Here is a 14,151-nt window from a genome sequence, read left to right on the forward strand (position 1 = left end):
CGACTGGACGCTGGTCCACCGACCGGAAGCGGCCGTGGCGACGGCCCGGGCGTTGACCGACTCCGGCACCGGTATCTGGCCCTGTCTCCTGGTCGCGCTCGCCGGATTCCTCACGGGTCGCGGCGCACGAGGACGGACAGCCGGCGCGGTCGCCGCCCTCGCCGTACTCCTGCTCGGCCAGGGGCTGCGACTTGCCCTGATGCTGGTCATAGCCCGGCCACGGCCACCGCATGCCGACTGGGCAACGCACGCTTCACGCTTCTCGATGCCTTCCGGGCACAGCACCACCTCTGCCCTCGTCGCCGGACTCGTGTGCTGGGCCGCCGCCCACGCCGCACGGCGAATCCTGCGCTGGTGCGTCTGGGGGCCGACTGTGCTGTGGGCGGCCGGTGTCGGTCTCACACGGATCTATCTGGGCGTTCACTGGCCGAGCGATGTCGTCACCGGCTGGCTGCTGCCTACCTGGCTGCCATGGTTGCTCTCACCAGAGGCCGGCTGCCCGTTCCCAGGCCCCCGCGAACGCCTCGCGGCACGGGCTGAGCAGTGCTGCCCGGGCCGACACTCAGGACATCTCGACTCCCGGGGCGCAGCGGGCGGTTGGCTGTGTCGATCGCGGCGTCGGCGGCCTGCTCGGTCAAGCCGCGCTGGCGGGGCAGGGTCGTCACTGTGCTTCTCCCTCACAGTGGTCACCGCCGCTGTCGCAGCGGCGTCGGAACAACTGGTCATAGGGGGTCACCGAGGGGTGCATTCCCGGCAGGCCGAGCGCGTAGCCCTCCAGGAGATGACGGCACGCCTGAAGACCACCTTCCCCACAGAGGCCCCCACCACCGTCGAGGAGCTGGTGGGGACGGCGTACGAAGAGCTGGGCCACGCCCGAGTCAGGACCTACATAGCGATCTCGGTTGAACGCCGAGTCAGGAAGGCGCTGGCCGCGAACGACACTGCTGCCGAAGCCGCTACCACTCGACAACCTTCCACCGCTGCGGCCACGAAGGCACCAGATCGAAGCGAAGACGAGACATGACCGGCGATCAGGCACACGCCATCGAACTCACCCGGAACTGCTGCCGGTCAGCCACTGGCACACCTACCTGTGGGGACCTTGGTTCGTGGCCGGTGGGCTCACCTTCGCATTCGCCGCATGGACTCACTTGAGCGGGTGGCTGACCGCTGGGATGGCGTGATCGTTGGGCATCGTCGGCGGTGGCGCGCTGGCGTTGTCCGCCACAGCCCTGATCGCAGGAATCGGATAGCCGATCCGGCACCGCTCGCAGCACAACTCGCCACTTCCACCATCGCGTACCGCGTCGTAAGACCGTGTCCTACGTGGTGAAGTGGACGGTGGCCCGTGTATGGGTCGGGTACGTGGAGTGGAGAGTTCCGGACGGGCTGAGATCGCGAGGCCGTTGATCCCGCCGTCGAAGGTGCGGCCCCAGAGCGGTGGGACGCAGGACACGCCTGATGAGACGGTGTTCGCGGCGATCGTCTACGAGCTGGTCAGTGGCTGTGCCGGGCGTGCGTTGCCGCCGTGCTTCGGGATATCGAAGTCAACTGCCCACCGACGATTGCTGATCGGGTCGCGGGCCGGCATGTGGGCCCGGCTGCACGAGGCGGTCCTGCACCGGCTCGACGATGCGCTGCCATTGAGCTGGCACCGTTTCCACGGTGACTGGAACTACACGCTCCACCCCGGTGGAACCCAGCCGGCCCCCGGCTGCGAGGCAGCATCAGAAGCCGCCGCCGCGATCGTCGCCGAGCAGCCCGGGTGCCCCGACGGGCTCTTCTCCGCGACCCGGAGCTGACCGGCATGGCCATCTCGCAATTGGACGCAATGGTCAACTCGTTGGTTCCGGCGCTGGCAAACCAACGTGAGAGGCTTCGTCACGAACGCCGGGGTGTGAGGGGAGGGACTCCGCGCGCCAGGCGCTGTCACTCTGGGCCATCGCCCCCAGGAGACCGACGCGACTGGCCGTCCTCCCCGCATGCGCATCGGCGCTGGCATGGCGCCCCGGCGACGGGGACATACTCGCGACGGCCGGATCCGACCACACCGTCCAACTGTGGCGCACCGGCGCCCAAGGCGGGAGGAGCGGATACACCTCCCTCCCCGCATGGCATCTGACCACCCCTGCCACGTCCCTTGCGTGGACCGGGCGACAACTGCTCGCCGCGGCAGAACGGGGAGGCCGGGTCACACTCCTGGGCATCAACCCCGATGCCACGCACGCTCCTTGAGGTGGCGGAGGAGCCGACTGACGGCCCGGGGAGTTCAGGTTCTTGTGCGGCAGTCGAGCCGCTTCACCATCACCAATTCAGAAATGGCATCCATTTTCATATAGCCTGTGGGGGTCGCCTAGTAGGGCCCCAACAGGCGCCTCTGGTCAGGACATCTCTTCCGGCGTGCGTGATCGGGCCGGAGCTGGTGTGCTGGGTGGAGGGGCCCTCGTACCGATATCCCGGAGAGATCGAGATGAGCACCTACCGAGTCGCTCAGGTTCCTGCTGCCGGCAGTCCGTTCGAGATCGTCGACCGTGAGGTGCAGCGGCCGGGTGCCGGGCACGTACGGGTGGCCGTGGACGCCTGCGGGATCTGCCACAGCGACGTCTACTTCGTGAACGATGCGTTCCCCGGTGTGCGGTTTCCTCTGGTTCCCGGGCATGAGATCGCCGGCCGCATCGAGGCGCTCGGCGAGGGAATGCAGGACCACGGCCGGCAGGTGGGTGACCGGGTGGCGGTGGGCTGGTTCGGCGGCAGCTGCCACCACTGCACGCCGTGCAGGCAGGGCGACTTCATGGTGTGCGAGAACCTCAAGGTCCCCGGATGGGCGTACGACGGCGGGTATGCCGAGTCCGTGATCGCGCCGGCGGATGCCCTGGCCCGGATCCCCGACGGGCTGACGGCGACCGATGCGGCGCCCCTGGGATGCGCCGGAGTGACCACGTACAACGGGCTTCGGCGCAGCTCCGCACGGTCGGGCGACCTGGTCGCCGTACTCGGCATCGGCGGCCTCGGGCACCTGGGGGTGCAGTATGCGGCCGCGATGGGCTTCGAGACCGTGGCCATCGCCCGTGGAGCCGCCAAGGCCGATTTCGCCAAGCAACTCGGCGCGCACCACTACATCGACAGCACGGCGGACACCCCTCTTGCCGACGCTCTGCAAGCCCTCGGCGGCGCCAAGGTCGTCCTGGCCACCGCCGCCAACTCCGAAGCCATCACGGCGACCATGGACGGGCTCACCCACCGCGGCGAACTGGTGGTCATCGGCGTGGACCCCGCCCCGCTGGGAATCAACCCGGCTCAGCTGATCATGGGCGGCAGGACCGTCCGCGGCCACCCGTCCGGCACCGCGCAGGACGTGCAGGACACCCTGGCGTTCAGCGTCCTGCACGGGATCCGCCCCACGATCGAGGCCGTGCCGCTCGACCAGGCCGACGCGGCTTATCAGAAGATGCTGTCCGGCGCCGCCCGCTTCCGGATGGTGCTCACCACCCGCTGACGTACCCGGCCCTCGGTCGGCCGTGCACCGCGGAGGCACGTGGCCCGGAGCCCCGGCCCCTCTGCCGCAGGGGGTGGGGCTCCGGCGTCCGGGGGAGTCGTCGCCGGTGGGGCAGCCGCTCAACCGCCAAGGGCTGCCGCCATGCGGTCGAGGTCGGCGAGGAGGGCGGCCAGACGCCGCTGCGGGATCGCGTCGACCATCTGCCGTTCGATGGCACAGACGGCGGAGCGGGCCGCGTCGAGATGGCTACGGCCCTTGGTGGTGAGGTGCGCGGGGAGAGCGCGGCCGTGGTCGGTGGTGGCGGGCCGGGAGATCAGGTCTGCGTCCTGGAGGCCGCGGAGGACGACGTTCATGGATTGCCGTGTGACGAAAGCGCCGCGGGCGAGTTCGGCGTTGGACAGGCCGGGTTGCTGGTCGAGGAGTTCGAGGCAGTCGTGCACCTCGACCGTGCGCGCACTGGGGTCGATGTCGCCCACGATCCCGTGCTTGGCGTAGCGGGGTAGCCCGAGGCACCCGTCTCCCCCGTCACCTCGACGACCGCCGATCTGACGGCTGAGTCCTCCGCCACGGCACCGCCCCTGTCCTCCGCATGTTCGGGAACCAACAAGATCGTGAAACGCCGCGGCTTTGTAGTCACGCTCCGACATTTAAGTGCCTGCGTCATCAGCCGTGGGACAGGCGCGTGACACGGGGCCCACATGCGGGCACTGCTCACCGCCTCGGCCGCAGGACACGGGATCTCTCGCGCCGTCGCCACGGCGGTCAGCAGCGGACCGCACCTCTTGGACGAGATCACCGAGGTCGCGACGGCTGACGCGATGGCCAGTGCCGTACTGCGATCGGCGTGCGACGTCGACGACCGGGTCGAATGAGTGCGACAGGAAGCCGCATTCTTGATCTTGTATAGCAAAGCATGGCATTCACTCATAGGATGGATATTGCTGGCGCACTGGCGTGCCAGACAGGCACGTGAAGTCGGTGCGGAAGGGCCATCGACTCGGGTACGGGATGCCTATGGATCGGGCCGCCGGTCCGGCGCGGACCGTGATCCTGACCGTGGACGACGACCCGGGCGTGTCGCGTGCTGTCGCCCGCGATCTGCGGCGACGCTACGGCGGGTCGTACCGCATTGTGCGCGCGGAGTCCGGCGAGTCCGCTCTTGCCGCCCTGCGCGAGCTGAAGCTGCGCGGCGGCCCCGTCGCGGTGATCGTGGCCGACTACCGGATGCCGAACATGAACGGCATCGAGTTCCTCGAGCAGGCTCTTGACATCTACCCCGACACCCGGCGGGTCCTGCTGACCGCGTACGCGGACACCAATGCGGCCATCGACGCGATCAATGTCGTCGACCTCGACCACTACCTCCTCAAACCCTGGGAGCCGCCCGAGGAGAAGCTCTACCCCGTCATCGACGATCTCTTGTCGGCCTGGCGGGCCACCGACCACCGGCCGGTGCCCCTCACCAAGGTCGTCGGACACCGCTGGTCGGCGCGTTCGTCGGCCGTACGGGAGTTCCTGGCCCGCAACCAGGTGCCGTACCGGTGGTACTCGTCCGACGACCCGGAAGGCCGGCGGCTGCTGTGCGCCGCGGGCCAGGAGGGCCTGCGGCTCCCGCTGGTGATCACTCCGGACGGCACGGCCCTCATCGAACCCGGGGACCGGGAGCTCGCCACTCGGGTCGGCCTGGCGACGACCCCGGCAACCGACGTCTACGACCTCGTCATCATCGGCGGCGGACCAGCCGGTTTGGGTGCGGCGGTGTACGGCGCCTCCGAGGGCCTGCGGACCGTCCTCGTGGAACGCTCCGCGACCGGAGGCCAGGCGGGCCAGAGCTCGCGCATCGAGAACTATCTCGGATTTCCGGACGGAGTCTCCGGGGCACAGCTCACGGACCGGGCTCGGCGTCAGGCGGCGAAGTTCGGTGCCGAGATACTGACCGCGTGCGAGGTCACCGGGCTGGAGATCAATGGCGCGTCGCGCGTCGTCCGGTTCTCGGACGGCTCCGCTGTCGCCGCGCACTCCGTGATTCTCGCGACCGGCGTGTCGTACCGACAACTGGATGCACCCCACGTGGCCGAGTTGACCGGCTGCGGAGTGTTCTACGGCTCGGCCCTGACCGAAGCAGCCGCATGCCAGGGCCATGACGTGTACATCGTGGGCGGCGCGAACTCCGCAGGCCAGGCCGCGATATACCTGGCCCGGAGCGCCAAGTCGGTCACCGTACTGGTGCGCAGGCCGTCCTTGTCCACGTCGATGTCGCACTACCTCATCCAGCAGGTGGACGAGACACCCACGATCTCCGTAAGGACCAACACGGTGGTCGACGCCGCCCACGGCTCGCGGCAACTGGAACGGCTCACCCTGCGCGACATCGCGACCGGCCACACCGAACTCGTCGACGCCCAGTGGCTGTTCGTCTTCATCGGCGCAGCCCCGCTGACCGACTGGCTGGAGGGCACGGTGTTCCGCGACTCCCGCGGGTTCATCCTGACCGGCCCCGATCTGACCGCCGAGGGGCGCCCGCCGGCCGGCTGGGAGTTGGACCGGCCGCCCTACCACTTGGAGACCAACGTCCCTGGCGTGTTCGTGGCCGGCGACGCCCGCGCCGAGTCCGCCAAACGTGTCGCTTCCGCGGTAGGAGAGGGAGCCATGGCCGTCATGCTCGCCCACCGATATCTGGAGCAGTCATGAACGGCCAGCCGCTGCCGTGCAGCCAGGAAGAACTCGGCTCGCTGTTCCTGTTCGAGAAGCTGGCCCCCGACCAGATCGCCCGGCTCTGCCGCGAAGGCCGTGTGGAGGAGTTCGAGCCCGGGCCCGTGTACGCCGAGGGCGACGATGCCACGTGCTTCTACGTGCTGCTCGAAGGGACCATCGTTCTCTCGCGCCGGATCGGGGACTACGACGTGGAGATCACCCGCAGCTCCAGCCGCGGGGTGTACGCGGGAGCCTTCCAGGCCTATCTGGGCGACCGCCTGCGGCAGGTCTACAACAGCTCGCTCCGTGTTCTTGAGCCCACACGCTTCTTCGTACTGCCTGCGGAGACCTTCGCCGCGATCATGCGTGAGTGGTTTCCCATGGCCGTGCACCTCCTCGAGGGCCTCTTCTTCGGCACCAAGAGCGCCCAGGAAGCCGTCGGCCAGCGAGAACGGCTCCTGGCTCTCGGATCGCTGTCCGCAGGTCTGACCCATGAGCTGAACAACCCCGCCGCCGCTGCCGTGCGAGCAACGTCCGCGCTCCGTGACCGTGTTGCCGGGATGCGCCACAAGCTCGGCATCATCGCGGCACGCCCGTACCGGCGCGACACTCTGGAGACGCTCATCGACGTCCAAGAACGCACCGCCGAACGCGTCGCCAAGGCCACCGCCCTGAGCCCGCTGGAAGCCTCGGACCGGGAGGACACCCTCTCCGACTGGCTGGACGACCACGGCATCGGGGACGGATGGCAGCTCGCGCCGACCTTCGTACAGGCCGGCCTCGACACCGACTGGCTGGACCAGGTCGCCGCAGCGGTGGACGCGGACACCCTCGAAGATGCCGTGCGGTGGCTCAACTGCACTGTCGAAATCGAGGTGTTGATGAACGAAATCGAGGAGTCGACCACCCGCGTCTCGGCCCTCGTGACCGCGGCCAAACAGTACTCGCAACTCGATCGAGCACCCCACCAGCTCGCAGATGTGCATGAGCTGCTCGACAGCACCCTGCTGATGGTCTCCGCGAAGATCGGTCCCCACATCACCGTCGTCAAGGACTACGACCGCCGCCTGCCGAAGATCCCCGGCTACCCCGGCGAGCTCAACCAGGTATGGACGAATCTGATCGACAACGCCGTCTCGGCGATGGACAGCACCGGCGGCGACGGCACGTTGACCGTACGGACCGCGCGTGATGGCGACCATCTACTCGTCGAATTCCGCGACACCGGTCCAGGAGTCCCCGCGGAGTTCCGCGATCGCATCTTCGACCCGTTCTTCACCACCAAACCGGTAGGTGAGGGCACCGGTCTCGGCTTGGACATCTCATGGCGCATCGTCGTCAACAAGCACAACGGGGACCTGCGGTTCCAGTCCGTTCCCGGCGACACACGCTTCCAGGTACGCCTCCCGCTGGCCTCCGCCGACCCCCCTCCCCCACAGGAGGAGACCTCATGAGTTCTCCCGACGGAATCGACCCCTCGGTTCCACCCAGCGGAACCGGATGCGCCGAGTGCGACGCGGCCGGCGGCTGGTGGTTCCACCTGCGACGCTGCGCACAGTGCGGCCACATCGGCTGCTGCGACGACTCGCCGGCCAAGCACGGGACGGCTCACGCGCGGGCCACCGGGCACCCGCTGATCCGCAGCTTCGAACCGGGCGAAACCTGGTTCTACAACTACGAGACCTCGGAGATGTACGCCTCGGGCCCGCCCCTGGCTCCCCCTGAGAGCCACCCGGCCGATCAGCCCACCCCTGGCCCCGCGGGACGAGTCCCGGAGGACTGGGCCGACCGGCTGGGATAGGCAGAAGGGCTGAGATCTCATCGCGCGGGCACACGGGCCGAGGACAGGGCATCAGTCCGGTGCCCCAGCCGAGCACCGCCCAACCGAGCACTGGCCAAGATGGCGAGGCGATGGACCTCGTGGCACCTGGTCGGCCGGGTGTTCCGCAGCCGCACGGAGGGACGGCCGATGCGAGTCACCGTCGTGGGAGAGGGCATCGCCGGGCTGACCTGCGCTCCCGCTACCTCCGCGACGGGAACATCATCGGCTGGGTCCCCGATCCCTACATGCTGTACTTCAGCCAGGTCGAGTCCAGCGAACTGCAGGCAGTGACGCACGTCGACGGAACAGCTCGCACTCAGACCGTCGACCCGACGGCGAACCCGGAAATGGCCGAACTGCTGATCTCCTTCGGAGAATTGACCGGATTCAGCGTCCTCTGCCACACCTCGCTCAACCATTCGGGACGCGGGTTCATCAACCGCACCAGCGACCTGATTGCATACGGCGAACTCCACGGGCTGGATGGATATGCCGTCAATGGCACCTTCATTACCCCGCGGCGATAATGCACCCGCCGCCGAATCGGTCAACTTCCGGGCAACCACGGATGGCGCCTACCGCTTCAGCGAGCGCTGGCGGCTCGAACTGGAGCAGATGGCGAGCAGCGCAAACTGAGAGCACGTCGCCGTGACCGGCCAACCGCCGCCCACAACGGCCGAGAGCTCCCCCGCCCCGTCCTGTACGCCGGAAGAGGAAATGGGTGAGAGTGACGCTGCTCCGGGCCGACGCCTGCCCGGGCCAGCGCGCGCAGACAGCCGTGCGGGCCTGCCGTCGGCGGAAGATCATGCCGCTCTCCTTGGTGAACGCGTTGACGAGATGGACTCGGGCGTGCTGATAGCCGGGCAGGTACGGGAGTTCCTCGGCGAAGAGGCGGTAGACCTCCGCCCTCTCCTGCAACGGCGACCTGATGGCCGGAGACTTCGTGGCCACACCGTTGATGGGCGTCGTCAAGGGGCGGGCAGCCAACCCGCCCTTCCACGATGGGAGGCTCGGCAACCTGGAGAGCCTGCGCACGATGCGGGCCCTCGGCCCCACCAAGCTCCGCGTCGGCAACGCCACGCCCCTCGACCCTGAGCGAGTAGGACACTGGGCGACGGCGGAGCAGCGACGGCTCGACTGCCTCGCGGCCCGAGGACGCCTGTGCGCCGAGGAAAAGGGCGCGGCGGGACCACAGATACTCGCACCGGACCGCCAAGTCGGGTCGCCGACATGGCCACGGTCGACGTCCTCGATTCCGTCCTCGACGAGCACCGTCCGCCCTTGGGCGACGGTCCCGCGCTCTTCCGCGCCCTCGCGGTGCAGGCCGCCTATGTCACCGAAGCCGTCCAGGCCGCGGACCCGCCGGGCGAGATCGGCTTCCTGGGGCTGAGCCGTGCCCGTGTCATGCAAGGAGGCGTTCATGGATGCCGCCCGACCTGAGAGTTCTCCGCGCTGGACGGTGGGGGCGGCCGGTGTCGGCGGCCGTCCCCACCAGCTCGCTCAGTAGCCGATCGTGAAGCGGCGCTGGACGAAGCGCGGCAGTTCGGCCTCGTCGATCAGGGCGACCGCGGCGTCCTCCGCCGAGATGCGGCTGCGGCCGTCGGCGTCCAGGACGGGCTGGTCGCCACCGATGCGGAAGCGGCCGGTGCGCTCGCCGGGGGCGATCTCCTCGGCCGGGCTGAAGTACGTCCACAGCCGGTTCGAGGTGCGCAGCACGTTCAGTGCGTCCCGGTGGCCGCGCACCGCTGCCGCGTAGTCGCGGGGCAGTCCGAGTTGGTCGAGGCTCTCGTGCAGCAGTTCATCGGAGTCGGCGCGTACTACTCCCGGCTCGATCTCCAGACTGCCGGCGCCGCCGATCACGATGAGCCTGGTTCGAGGGTGGCTGGCCAGGGCTGTCAGCAGGGCTCGCGCCGCGGTGGCGTACACCGTGGGGTCGGCAATCGAGCGCGCCACGGTGTCCGAGAAGTCCTTGGCCGCGTTCCCAGGCTGGAATCCACTGATCAGCACGTCCAGGCCGGGGAGAACGGCAGCAATGGTCGCCGGGTCGAGGGCGTCGACGCTCGCCCAGGTGACGTTCTCCCGGCGTTCCTCCGCCCTCGGGCGTGCAACGTCGCGGCTGAATGCCGTGACGCGGTGCCCTCGGTCGAGAGCTTCGGTGACAACCCGGCTGCCGATGGTTCCGGTGGCTCCAATGACTCCAATGTGCATGGTCTCCCCTAGGTCATGCGAAGGTCACCGCACCCTGTGCGGTGACGGCGTGCAGTAACTATACGCCGTGAAGTTTCACTACGGCACCATGAATCGTGACGCTGTATTGTGTTCATGTGACGGGTAGTGGAAGCCGGGGACGGCGCGAGCGGCTGCGGGCCGAGACGACGGCCGAAATCAAGAGCGTGGCACTGGCGTTGATGGCCACGGGTGGTCCCGACGCCATCACGCTCCGGGCGATCGCCCGCGAGATGGGCATGACCGCCAACGCCATCTACGGCTACTTCGCGACCCGCGACGACCTTGTCACCGCACTCATCCGCGACGTGTACGGCGCTCTCGCCGACGTCGTGGACGCCGCGTGGGAAGCCGCCCCTCCCGACGATCCGGCCGCCCGGATCCGGGCCTGGTCCGACGCCTTCCGCGGCTGGGCCCTGGCCAACCCCGAGGGATTCCGGCTCGTCTACGGCGACCCCGTCGCCGGCTATCAGGCCCCGGAGGGCGGGGCCGCCCCGGACGCCGCCCGCCGGGTCTGCCTCGGCGTCACCGCGCTGGCTGCGGCAGCCTGGCCCCATACCGAACACCTCCACCGGGACAGCCGGTTCGAGTGGTCCGACTTCGACCCCGGCCTGCTCGACAAGGTCCGTCCGGCCTTCCCGGCGCTGCCGCCGGCCGGCGTCGCCCTCGCACTTCGCCTCTGGGCCCGCCTGCACGGCCTGGTATCGCTCGAGGTGTACGGCCACCTGCGCACCCAGACCAGCAGCCCGCAAAAGCTCTACCAGGAGGAACTCGATCAGGTGGTACGAGCGTTGGGGATCCCCGAGCACACCTGACGACTCGCCCGACAGACCGCCGCCGGCCACGCCGGCGGCGCGATCCGGCCGCTGATGCCGGAGGCTCTCTCCCATGGGCGCAGTGATGCCCGCAGGGGTGGTTACCAGGGGCGGATGAGGACGGTGCCGACCTTGCCGGGCCGTACCGCGTGTTCCACGGCCTCTGCCAGGTCACCGAGACCGTAGGTGGCGGCCACATCGAACTGGTCCTTGAACGCCATCGCGATCAGCTTCGCGGCGGCGACGTCGGATGCCTGCCTCTCGGCGGAGGCGTCTGACATCCAGCGGCCGATGCTCCTGCCGCGCAGCGTCAGCGATTTGTGCAGCAGCGTCGACGCGGGCAGTGAGATCGGCTCCGCGGCCATCTGCCCGTAGCAGATGAGCTTTCCGCCCGGCGTCAGCAGGTCCAGAAGGCTCTCGGCAAGTTTCCCGCCGATCGGATCTAGAGCCACACTCACCGGACGGCCGTCCGCCGCGCTGCGGACGTCATCGGCCCAGCCTGCATGCTCCGTCGCCACCACCGGCACGTCCGGGAAACGTTTACGCAGTTCCGCGGCACCGCGTTCGCTGCGGACGACGTCGACGATCGAGATGCTGTGGGCCAGGCACACGGCGGTCAGCAGTCGTCCGACCGACGAGCCGGCCGCGGTCTGCAGCAGAACACCGTCGTACCCGATGGAGGCGTGTGCCTCCGCCTCGTGGCGCAGCATCACTGCGGTGATCGGGTTCACGAGCATCTGCGCGGCGACCTCGTCGGGCACTTTTGCTGGTACGGCGACCACCACCCGGGCGGCCGCCATGATCCACTGGGACCAGGCGCCCGGGTGCGGGAAGACCGCCACCCGCGCGCCGGGTTCGACCCCCGGTGCCACCGGTGTGTCCGGGCCGATGGCCTCCACCACGCCGGTGGCTTCGATGCCGGCGGGGGCCGGTTGTCCGCTGTTCCTTGGATACGCCTCGACGGCCTGGAGATCACCAGGGTGCACGGGGAACGCGGTGGTGCGGACGAGTACTTGACCGGTCTGCGGCGCTGCCGGCTCCGGCTCCTCGATGACGGTCAGGACGTCGGCGGGCGGCCCGCCGCGGGTGTAGACGACACGACGGCTCATGACGCTCCTCCTGTGTGTGCTGGGCGTTCGGCCCCGGGGTGGCCGAGGTCCGGGTCGTCAGCCGGCATCCTGAAGCAGGAAGTGCCGTGCGCTGAGCGGGCCGTCGAGCTGCATCAGCCGGCCACCCTCTCGCAGACCACCGAGATCCAGTGCGGCGAAACCGAACGCGTCCAGCAAAGCGGCCACGGCCGCCTTCGCGGCGGCGTCGTCGCCCGCGTAGAAGACCACCTGGCGGCCTTCCTCGTGCCGGGGGTTCCCGGCGATGAACGCGGCGAACAGGGTGTTGAACGCCTTCACGATCCGCGCTCCGGGAAGGCGCACGCCGACCCATTCGCTGCCCGTGAGGTCACCGACGTCGTACCGGCCCCGCCAGGGGTTGGCCGCGGCGAACTGATTCGTCGTGTCGACGACGATCTTCCCGTACCAGTCGGTAAGGCCAGTCAGGTCCGGTACGGCGAAGAACGGCACCGCGAGGAAGACGAGGTCCGGCTGCGCCGCCTCCTCGGCTGTCACCGCGTGGGCCTTCGGCCCCAGCTGCGCCACGACGGCCTTGAGTGTCTCCGGTCCCCGGCTGTTGCCGATGAGTACCTCATGTCCGTGACGGACAGCCTTGTCGGCGACGGCCCGGCCGACCTCTCCCGCGCCGAGAATGCCGATGGTGCTGTGTGCTGTCATGCTGCTCATCCTTGATCGTGTTTCGGGGGCCTTTCGGGGTGGTCCCGGCCTCAGCGGCAGGTGCGCCGGCGCCTACGCGCGATGCGGGTTGAAGTCCAGGAGGACCTTGCCGTTCTTCCGGAAGTACACGAGTGCCTCGGGGAAGTCCGCCGCCTTGTAGACGGGCGCGGAGGGCAGGACGAGTCTTCCCTCGGCAACCAGCCGCGCGGACTCCGCGTTCAGAGCCGGAAGGCGGGGCAGAAACTCGTCCTGGTACATCCAGAACTCCGTCGTGGTGATGTTCTTCGTCTGCAGCGCGTCCGGGGCGGGCGTGAACGGCCGGCCGCTCAGGTACCCGTAGATCGCCAGCAAGGCGCCGTCGGTCAGCACGTCCAGCAGCAGCGCAGTCGCCGTTCCGCTGACGCCGTCGAGGCCGAGTAGTACCGGATCGGATCCGATGGCTTCCCGCACGCGCGCGCCGGCGTCCGCCGAGTCGACGACCACGACGTCGGCGCCGAGGTCTTCGAGTTCGTTCACGAGTTCCGCACGGCGCACGATGTTGATCGTTCGCAGCCCGCGCTCCTTGGCGAACACGATGACGGACCGGCCGACCCCGCTGTTCGCCGCGTTCTGCACCACCCAGGAACCGGCCGGAAGGTCGCGCAGGCCGACCAGGAGCCCCGCGGTGACGGGATTGATGCTGAGCATCGCGGCCTGATCGAGGCCGATGGACTTGTCCAAGACGCTCAGGTCTGCTGCCTTGGCCATGACCTGCGCGGACCAGGAAAAGACGCCGAAGGGAAGCAGGGCCCTGTCGCCGGGACGGACCTGCGTGACGTCGGGCCCTACGGACACGACCGTGCCGACGCCCTCGTTGCCGATGGCGGTGGGCAGCTCAGGGCGGAGGGGGTAGATGCCCTGCGCCAGGAGGAGGTCGTGGTGGTCGAGCGGGGCATACTCGACTTGGATCAGTGCCTGCCCGGCGGTGGGAGCCGGGGGCGCGGGCACGTCCACAACCTTCAGGCTCTTCTCCGGCTCCCCGAACTGGGTGAGGTGAATGGCGAGCATGGGGCACCACTCCTTGTTACGAGACATCGGTGCGGACGAAGACATGGCTCAGTGACGCGCTCTCATCGCAGCTTGAACCTCCCGTCTCGGCGGCTCTTCAGGCTCGCACCTGTTCCACGGAATTGCCGGGAGAGGCTCACCGGGCGACGGCGGGAGGTGAGCGCGCCGACCGTCCTGCGTCGAATCTCTGCTGAGCGTCATGGATACAGGCCGTGCCGATGTCGACGTGGTCGCCATGGGCGCCGCTGTGCGTCAGAGGACGTCATG

Annotated in this window: 14 protein-coding genes and 2 pseudogenes; 11 read left to right on the forward strand and 5 right to left on the reverse strand. The window is 68.9% G+C overall.

Features of this window, described 5'->3' with window-relative positions; all coding sequences use genetic code 11:
* Nucleotides 1–34: 34 nt before the first annotated feature.
* From ACZ4NB_RS01725 to ACZ4NB_RS01740, 4 genes and pseudogenes are all read left to right on the forward strand, one after another.
* Nucleotides 35–445 (forward strand): annotated as a pseudogene (locus ACZ4NB_RS01725) (phosphatase PAP2 family protein); the annotation flags it as partial.
* A 297-nt stretch (nt 446–742) separates the two neighbouring features.
* Nucleotides 743–1,024, forward strand: a complete 282-nt coding sequence (locus tag ACZ4NB_RS01730; protein ID WP_467657755.1) for a three-helix bundle dimerization domain-containing protein — start codon at nt 743–745, stop codon at nt 1,022–1,024.
* A 328-nt stretch (nt 1,025–1,352) separates the two neighbouring features.
* Nucleotides 1,353–1,637: pseudogene (locus ACZ4NB_RS01735) on the forward strand (transposase); the annotation flags it as partial.
* An 833-nt stretch (nt 1,638–2,470) separates the two neighbouring features.
* Nucleotides 2,471–3,496, forward strand: coding sequence for an alcohol dehydrogenase (locus ACZ4NB_RS01740; protein ID WP_467657611.1), 1,026 nt, complete (start codon nt 2,471–2,473; stop codon nt 3,494–3,496).
* A gap of 119 nt (nt 3,497–3,615) precedes the next feature.
* On the opposite strand, the gene ACZ4NB_RS01745 is transcribed toward ACZ4NB_RS01740, so the two are convergent.
* Nucleotides 3,616–3,972, reverse strand: coding sequence for a MarR family winged helix-turn-helix transcriptional regulator (locus tag ACZ4NB_RS01745; protein ID WP_467657613.1), 357 nt, complete (start codon nt 3,970–3,972; stop codon nt 3,616–3,618).
* A gap of 222 nt (nt 3,973–4,194) precedes the next feature.
* On the opposite strand from ACZ4NB_RS01745, the gene ACZ4NB_RS01750 reads away from it, so the two are divergent.
* The 6 genes from ACZ4NB_RS01750 (at nt 4,195) to ACZ4NB_RS01775 (ending at nt 9,452) form a co-directional block, all read left to right on the forward strand.
* Nucleotides 4,195–4,368 carry a hypothetical protein gene (locus ACZ4NB_RS01750; RefSeq protein ID WP_467657614.1) on the forward strand — a complete coding sequence of 58 codons (174 nt, stop codon included), beginning with the start codon at nt 4,195–4,197 and terminating at the stop codon, nt 4,366–4,368.
* Nucleotides 4,369–4,510: 142 nt separating this feature from the next.
* Entirely contained in the window at nt 4,511–6,187 is a 1,677-nt protein-coding gene (locus ACZ4NB_RS01755) for an NAD(P)/FAD-dependent oxidoreductase (protein WP_467657615.1), read from the forward strand.
* Nucleotides 6,184–7,644, forward strand: a complete 1,461-nt coding sequence (locus ACZ4NB_RS01760) for an ATP-binding protein (RefSeq protein WP_467657617.1) — start codon at nt 6,184–6,186, stop codon at nt 7,642–7,644. Before ACZ4NB_RS01755 ends, ACZ4NB_RS01760 begins: the two co-directional genes overlap by 4 nt.
* Nucleotides 7,641–7,991, forward strand: a complete 351-nt coding sequence (locus ACZ4NB_RS01765) for a UBP-type zinc finger domain-containing protein (RefSeq protein ID WP_053924787.1) — start codon at nt 7,641–7,643, stop codon at nt 7,989–7,991. Before ACZ4NB_RS01760 ends, ACZ4NB_RS01765 begins: the two co-directional genes overlap by 4 nt.
* Before the next feature lie 266 nt (nt 7,992–8,257).
* Nucleotides 8,258–8,539 (forward strand): carbamoyltransferase C-terminal domain-containing protein, encoded by a 282-nt coding sequence (locus ACZ4NB_RS01770; protein WP_467657619.1) that lies wholly within the window; start codon nt 8,258–8,260, stop codon nt 8,537–8,539.
* A 703-nt stretch (nt 8,540–9,242) separates the two neighbouring features.
* Nucleotides 9,243–9,452: a hypothetical protein gene (locus tag ACZ4NB_RS01775; protein WP_467657620.1), complete on the forward strand. Its 210-nt coding sequence runs from the start codon at nt 9,243–9,245 to the stop codon at nt 9,450–9,452.
* A 60-nt stretch (nt 9,453–9,512) separates the two neighbouring features.
* Here the strand turns inward: ACZ4NB_RS01775 and ACZ4NB_RS01780 are convergent, their stop codons facing one another.
* Nucleotides 9,513–10,220, reverse strand: coding sequence for an NAD(P)-dependent oxidoreductase (locus ACZ4NB_RS01780; RefSeq protein ID WP_053924791.1), 708 nt, complete (start codon nt 10,218–10,220; stop codon nt 9,513–9,515).
* 116 nt (nt 10,221–10,336) lie between these two features.
* Between ACZ4NB_RS01780 and ACZ4NB_RS01785 the strand changes: the two genes are divergently transcribed.
* Nucleotides 10,337–11,053, forward strand: coding sequence for a TetR/AcrR family transcriptional regulator (locus ACZ4NB_RS01785; RefSeq protein WP_467657621.1), 717 nt, complete (start codon nt 10,337–10,339; stop codon nt 11,051–11,053).
* A gap of 101 nt (nt 11,054–11,154) precedes the next feature.
* On the opposite strand, the gene ACZ4NB_RS01790 is transcribed toward ACZ4NB_RS01785, so the two are convergent.
* From ACZ4NB_RS01790 to ACZ4NB_RS01800, 3 genes are all read right to left on the reverse strand, one after another.
* Complete coding sequence (locus ACZ4NB_RS01790) at nt 11,155–12,162, reverse strand: zinc-binding dehydrogenase (protein WP_467657622.1); 1,008 nt, start codon at nt 12,160–12,162, stop codon at nt 11,155–11,157.
* A 57-nt stretch (nt 12,163–12,219) separates the two neighbouring features.
* Entirely contained in the window at nt 12,220–12,837 is a 618-nt protein-coding gene (locus tag ACZ4NB_RS01795) for an NADPH-dependent F420 reductase (protein ID WP_467657624.1), read from the reverse strand.
* 72 nt (nt 12,838–12,909) lie between these two features.
* A complete protein-coding gene (locus ACZ4NB_RS01800) occupies nt 12,910–13,884 on the reverse strand; it encodes a zinc-dependent alcohol dehydrogenase family protein (RefSeq protein ID WP_467657625.1) in 975 nt (324 codons plus the stop codon).
* Nucleotides 13,885–14,151: the final 267 nt, after the last annotated feature.

It is taken from the genome of Streptomyces sp. NPDC026575 (assembly GCF_055567415.1).